The sequence below is a fragment of the Escherichia sp. MOD1-EC6300 genome, from assembly GCF_002965045.1.
GTDB lineage: Bacteria > Pseudomonadota > Gammaproteobacteria > Enterobacterales > Enterobacteriaceae > Escherichia > Escherichia coli_F.
In genome coordinates this window covers 22955-29157 of sequence record NZ_PTRH01000030.1, presented here as the reverse complement: position 1 = coordinate 29157, position 6203 = coordinate 22955, and the positions used below count along the sequence as shown (strand labels likewise).

Below are 6203 nucleotides of genomic sequence, written 5' to 3'. Positions count from 1 at the left end.
CCAGTGTCAGAAGAGGTCGTTACCGGAAGACGCCGCGAAACACGCCCTTCGTTCTGCCAGAGCCTGAGCCATTTGAAAATAACATTATCATTGACGCCATTTTCACGTGCAATCTGTGCAACACAAGCTCCAGGTTGTGATGCCAGTTCCACCATACGAAGTTTGAATTCATTCGAATAGTTTTTACGAGGTTCTTTTCGCCAGTCCTGTAATTCCATACTTAGATGTCCGTCTATATCAGATGGGCGTCTAAGTTACCAATTCTCGTCTGATGGCTACATACGGCGGTCAGTTTACGCTTACGCTTTTGTTTACCGGTTTTGCAGTTATATCCCAGTTCGTCAAAGTGGGTCATCGCCCAGGACAACGCATCGGTAATCAATTCAATGTAACGGCGGTCCCCCAGGGTATGAACGCGCGCAAGCAGCTCACTGCAGACCTCACTGAACAGAGATGAGGACCTTCCATCATGGGCTTCGAGGCGGGCACGCCACGCTTTTTCAGCCAGTTCATTATCGAACAGGCTTGCCAGATTCAGTAGCAGCGGGTAACGAAAGGGGGTCCAGTAGGCAACCCTGGGCACTGCAGGATTCATCCCCTGATCGAAGAACGAAATAATGGCGTGATCCCGTTTAACGACCAGCCAGACATCAAACCGTATCCGGTGCTTCTTCTGCAGGACAAGCAGCGTATCAACCACCTCATCAAGGCGGTGCATGCCAAGCTCTGCGGCGTGCAGACGCTGTACTTGTCAACGCCACGATCTTTGACCGTCTTATATCGACAGAGTTATCCGGCATGGTGTCAATCCGTTCACAATTTTTCCATCGGAGCAGCCTACCACCGGTGATAACCAGACTTTGCCTGTAGTTTGTATACACAATCCCTGGCATTGAAACACACATATGAAGTGTACTTCGGATATGACCGTACGCTCAGGAAGTACGGCAGATTCCGTCAAAAATTACCTGTAAAGACAGACATCAGAAAAACAGTGCTCGCCGCAGACCGGTGACCGGGCGAAGCCCGCGAACCGGCGAGGAAGCGCAATGGATCTGTAGTTACAGTGAGCAGGTACGCCCTGAAGCCTTCATAATCGGTAGTGTATGCTGTTTTTCTGGAATGATTTATCCACATATCCAGAGGCCCGATCCAGTAAACAGATCCATGAATGATCAACAAAGGATCCATTAAAGATCCCCATATCGCTACAAACCTTGTCATTAATGGTCCGGGAGCACGATCACATAAGCTGTGGCATGTTACTGATAAACTGTAACAAGTTAATGATAAGCTGTATTCAGTAATACATATACTGCCGTAAGTTAATGACATAAACTATGGTCAGTATGCCAGACTCAGTTGTTAAATACAGGCTGCAGGTTTTTCTTCAGTCAGTTAGCGGGGCTCTGACACACGATTTGCTGTTTATTCTTTTACTGTCCACAGGCAGGAGGCTTTCTGGAAAACGAAAATTCAGACATCAAAAAACTGTTCGGCGAGGTGGATAAGTCGTCCGGTGAGCTGGTGACACTGACACCAAACAATAACAACACCGTACAACCTGTGGCGCTGATGCGTCTGGGCGTTTTTGTACCGACCCTTAAATCACTGAAGAACAGTAAAAAAAATACACTGTCACGTACTGATGCCACGGAAGAGCTGACACGTCTTTCCCTGGCCCGTGCTGAGGGATTCGATAAGGTTGAGATCACCGGCCCCCGCCTGGATATGGATAACGATTTCAAGACCTGGGTGGGGATCATTCATTCCTTTGCCCGCCATAACGTGATTGGTGACAAAGTTGAACTGCCTTTTGTTGAGTTTGCAAAACTGTGTGGTATACCTTCAAGCCAGTCATCCCGCAGGCTGCGTGAGCGCATCAGCCCTTCCCTGAAGCGCATTGCCGGTACCGTGATCTCGTTTTCCCGTACCGATGAGAAGCACACCCGGGAATACATCACCCATCTGGTACAGTCAGCCTACTACGATACTGAGCGGGATATTGTTCAGTTACAGGCTGATCCCCGCCTGTTTGAACTGTACCAGTTTGACAGAAAAGTCCTTCTCCAGCTTAAGGCGATTAATGCCCTGAAGCGACGGGAGTCCGCCCAGGCACTCTACACCTTTATAGAGAGCCTGCCCCGGGATCCGGCACCGATATCGCTGGCGCGGCTGCGTGCACGCCTCAATCTGAAGTCTCCTGTATTTTCCCAGAACCAGACGGTCAGACGGGCAATGGAGCAGCTGCGCGAGATTGGATATCTTGATTACACGGAGATCCAGCGGGGGCGGACAAAACTCTTCTGCATTCACTACCGGCGTCCCCGGTTAAAAGCACCGAATGATGAGAGTAAGGAAAATCCGTTGCCACCTTCACCTGCGGAAAAAGTCAGTCCGGAGATGGCGGAGAAACTTGCCCTGCTTGAAAAACTGGGCATCACACTGGATGACCTGGAAAAACTCTTCAAATCCCGCTGAACATAAACTGTAGTCAGTGAAGAGTGCTCCTTTACTGACTACAGCTTATATTATCAGGTGCAGTGAGTGGTCTGCTCACTGCTGTTTATATTCAGTTTCCTGCAGTGCTGCCTGTGGCTGAGCTGCCATCTGCCTGTCCCTTACGTGAGTCACCCCGTAACCTGATGCTGAGGCATTGCTCCCTTCATAAAACATGGTTTACTCACTACAGCTTATCTACCTGCTCCAGCTTATGTTATGTCTGTTCTGCTGACCACAGCTTATATAAGGAAGCGCGTATGCCGTCACTTCAGGGGAGGCAGTGTACGCAGGATCTCCGCAGCATCCCGACCGTCACCTGTGAAAGGCACTGCCAGCGTGGCAGCCATATCCAGTGCAAACACTCTGGTATAAACCTCCATCGAACGTGGATCCCTGTGACCAGCCAGTGCCTGGATGACTTTCCGGGGCTGGCGGTGATAGAGCATGTGCATGATATAGCTGTGCCGGAAGGTGTGTGGTGTGACCGGAATCGAAAAGTGTACTCCGTCAGCTTCGGCCCGTCTGACAGCCTGCTTCAGCCAGTTGCGCATGGTTTCGTCGGTCACGGCCCATAATGGTTCACGACGACGGGGCCGGGTGGTGATCATCCAGCTTTCCATCTGCCTGACATAGCTTATATCTGTCAGCGGAACCAGGCGTACTTCATCTTTTGGCGGGCGTCCGCGTCGCGCACGCACTTTTTCGGACAGGATCCGCACAAACGGTCTTACTCCATCCAGGTCAAATGATTCCGGTGTCAGCATCCGGGCTTCGCCAATACGCATTCCGGTATTCCAGAGGGTGGCGAACAGCATATGGTGACGCTGATCCGGCATATAGAAAAGAAGGGCACTCACTTCCGGGGCCAGCAGGTAGGCCGGTGTGGCCCCTGTGGAAGTGGCCATTCTTCTCAGGGAGAGCGCTGTTGCAAAATCCACCCCCGGCGCAATGGGTAACAGGGAGACGCGTTCTGGTGAATTCTGCAGGGGAATGACATTGTTCATGAGTTATTTTTCACGTAGCACACGCACTGTTTATGGATACAGGTATTCTGACCTGAACGCCCGGATCCTTCCACGACAATAAATCGCAGCGCGCGGATCCTTTTGTTTGCTTATCACGCATTATTGCGGGTAAAACCAAATACGTAAAGGTACGTTTTGCAGCAGGGATCCCGTATTAAGCCAGTCGTGGCGCGGGCTGAGGGCTGGTTTGCCGTTTTTGGGAGAAATGGGGTAATGCCAGGGCAAAGATGATCGCAAGGAAAGGAGAAGAATACACAGAGAGGGGAGTTACGCTACGTGAATTCTTGCCTGCTCTTCTCCTCTGACTCTGTCAGTTTTTACGTAGCGTTACATGCAAAGCAAAGGTTAATGTCAGTTGACACGACGACCAGCATCCTGATGCGGGCTTAATATACGGACGATAATATGGCTACCAGGTTGATGAAAATAAACCATATGCTGTTCTGCGGGTAATTCGAACATATATTGCCTGAGTTCAGGACGAAGAGTAACGATATTATAATCACTCATAATGTGAAAAATATTTAATATATTATTAATAATCAATAGATTATTTATTCTGAGGCCTTCGGTCTGTTAATCCAGAAAGCAACGGGTACAGACTCACTTTTCTTCCCAATAGATTAAGTATTAATTTACTCAATATATCTGCGCTGCTCATCACGGATGTTGTCATTAAAGCTCCGGACTCCACAGGAGCAAAAGTGAATATCATGAGTAATATCACTAAATAATTCACCTTAACTTAAAATATATTACACAGAATGATACAGAACGAGGTCTGCAAGGTAGTGTTTTGCTGAATTACAGGGCCATTATATTATTATCACAGAAATATCATCCTGAGAGATTAGTGGTTATTTATCAGCACACGCTGCCAATGAGCATGTGTGAGTATATATTATCAATAAAATCAAAAGAGTATTACCTGAAGTATAAAGGAAAAGCTGCAACATGATAAAATGTAAACAACTGTTGGTATTCCCCGTCAATAAAAACAATCATTAATTAACAAGTAAATGTGTTTTTTAACACCCATTACTCCTTATGGAGTAATGACAATTATGGAAAAAAGCTAATAATAAAATAAGAATGTGCTAATGACTTTTCAGCACAATCTTATGTACACAGCATAGCCACCATGCAAATAATGAATGTTCATTAATATAACTTTCCGTTAGTATAAAATACTGAATAAAAGTTATATTGACTTTCTATATAGTGTTAGAGGTGGTTTTTCTGGTGTATCTGTCTGTACACATTATTTGTAGCCTGTTTCTTGCCCAGAAAATACATAGCGGATGTCATTGCTGAAATCAGTTTATTTTTACTGGGAATTTAGTTTTCAAAATGGGAGGAAAAATGACCAAAAGAAAGCATCTGACACAATCAGAGGTTGAACGCCTGCTGAATTGTGCAAAGAATACTTCTAATTCTGAAAGAGATTATTGCTTCTTATATATGTCTTTCATTCATGGCCTCAGGGTTAGTGAGGCCTGTAACCTGAGACTTTCAGATATGGATTTACAAGGAAAGTGTTTATATATCAGGAGGATGAAAAGTGGTTTTAGTACTATACATCCATTGTTAATTGATGAGATTAAAGCCATAAAGAGATGGTTAAAAATCAGAGAGTCGAAGAAAGGTGCAGAAAGTGACTGGTTGTTTCTGTCAAGGCACGGCTCTCAGTTAACACGCCAGAGAATATACCAGATTATAAGTCACTTAGGCTCTTTGGCCGGTATCCCTGTAACTCCTCATCCGCATATGTTGCGTCACGCGTGTGGTTTCGCACTTGCTGATCGTGGGGTCGATACCCGATTAATTCAGGATTATCTGGGGCACAGGAACATCAGACATACTGTTCATTACACAGCCAGTAATGCAGAGAGATTTGAAGGAGTGTGGCAGCCTAAAATAAAATCGCGAGCAAGACAATTTGGCCCAAACTGTTAAACGAATATATTTATATATTATAAAAAAAGCAATCTATTTTTTTACTTTTCATCAATCTATTGTTTTTAAAGAAAAAAAAACACATTTCTCCGGGTGGAATGTTGCTTAAAAAGACTCTCACTACTCATATTCATGTTTTGGTATTTGTCAAAGAACTGACAAGTTAATAAAACAGAAAAATAAACATGATAATATCTCAATTTTTTCCTGAAAAGAAGATAAATACCCTGCAATCAGAGTGATGAACAGGGTATTTGTGTTGTTTCTTAACTAGTTGTCAAAATGGGCCATAATGTTAAGTTTTTTTGGCTAAAAAAACAGCATTTCTGTAGGGAAGGCAAGAATCTGTGAGGGAATACTGTGATTTAACTCGCTTCACCAGGGAAAATTGATGACTGTAATGGCGCATATCAGGGCTCTGAAAAGCAGGAGAATATACAAATGAGTTAATGTGTTTTCTGATAAGCCGACTAAAAAGAAGTCTGATTAATTATTTAACAATATCAGAACACTTATTATGAAGGACACTTGTTGATTGAAATAATTATATCCGATTGTAAGTACAAAAAACATGCAATGCATGACTAACACAAACTAAAGTGTAAAAGTTACTAACCGTGATAAATCTGCAGTTATTAAAATAAAGTTATTTTTTGTTAATTCGAAACTGCACGTTGGTTATTTTTATAAGAGCAATGGAGTATATAAAATAAAGTTAGC

General features: G+C 44.5%; 6 protein-coding genes and 1 pseudogene. 2 read left to right on the top strand and 5 right to left on the bottom strand.

The annotated features are described in order from the left end of the window. On the bottom strand, positions 1 to 218 hold a 218-nt coding region (locus tag BGE37_RS24170), incomplete at its 3' end, for a transposase (RefSeq protein WP_000422721.1). Positions 219 to 304: 86 nt separating this feature from the next. After that, a pseudogene (locus BGE37_RS24165) lies at positions 305 to 748 on the bottom strand (DUF3800 domain-containing protein); the annotation flags it as partial. A gap of 755 nt (positions 749 to 1503) precedes the next feature. Between BGE37_RS24165 and BGE37_RS24155 the strand changes: the two are divergent. Then, positions 1504 to 2481: a RepB family plasmid replication initiator protein gene (locus tag BGE37_RS24155; RefSeq protein WP_000361612.1), complete on the top strand. Its 978-nt coding sequence runs from the start codon at positions 1504 to 1506 to the stop codon at positions 2479 to 2481. Positions 2482 to 2765: 284 nt separating this feature from the next. On the opposite strand, the gene BGE37_RS24150 is transcribed toward BGE37_RS24155, so the two are convergent. The 3 genes from BGE37_RS24150 to BGE37_RS24140 all read right to left on the bottom strand — a co-directional run bounded on the left by BGE37_RS24150 (position 2766) and on the right by BGE37_RS24140 (position 3989). Next, on the bottom strand, positions 2766 to 3506 hold the full coding sequence (locus BGE37_RS24150; RefSeq protein ID WP_001066941.1) for a tyrosine-type recombinase/integrase: 741 nt from the start codon (positions 3504 to 3506) through the stop codon (positions 2766 to 2768). A 120-nt stretch (positions 3507 to 3626) separates the two neighbouring features. Beyond that, positions 3627 to 3785, bottom strand: a complete 159-nt coding sequence (locus BGE37_RS24145) for a transcriptional regulator (RefSeq protein WP_170997425.1) — start codon at positions 3783 to 3785, stop codon at positions 3627 to 3629. 93 nt (positions 3786 to 3878) lie between these two features. Beyond that, positions 3879 to 3989, bottom strand: coding sequence for a type II toxin-antitoxin system RelE/ParE family toxin (locus tag BGE37_RS24140; RefSeq protein WP_224068057.1), 111 nt, complete (start codon positions 3987 to 3989; stop codon positions 3879 to 3881). A 900-nt stretch (positions 3990 to 4889) separates the two neighbouring features. Here BGE37_RS24140 and BGE37_RS24135 point away from each other — a divergent pair. Continuing rightward, positions 4890 to 5483, top strand: coding sequence for a tyrosine-type DNA invertase (locus tag BGE37_RS24135; RefSeq protein WP_000166787.1), 594 nt, complete (start codon positions 4890 to 4892; stop codon positions 5481 to 5483). The last annotated feature ends 720 nt before the right edge of the window (positions 5484 to 6203 follow it).

What these genes read in the sequence shown, in the direction of transcription:
- BGE37_RS24150 (WP_001066941.1), bottom strand. Translation starts at nt 3,506, where the DNA reads ATGAACAATGTCATTCCCCTGCAGAATTCACCAGAACGCGTCTCCCTG.
- BGE37_RS24140 (WP_224068057.1), bottom strand. Translation starts at nt 3,989, where the DNA reads ATGTTCGAATTACCCGCAGAACAGCATATGGTTTATTTTCATCAACCT.
- BGE37_RS24135 (WP_000166787.1), top strand. Translation starts at nt 4,890, where the DNA reads ATGACCAAAAGAAAGCATCTGACACAATCAGAGGTTGAACGCCTGCTG.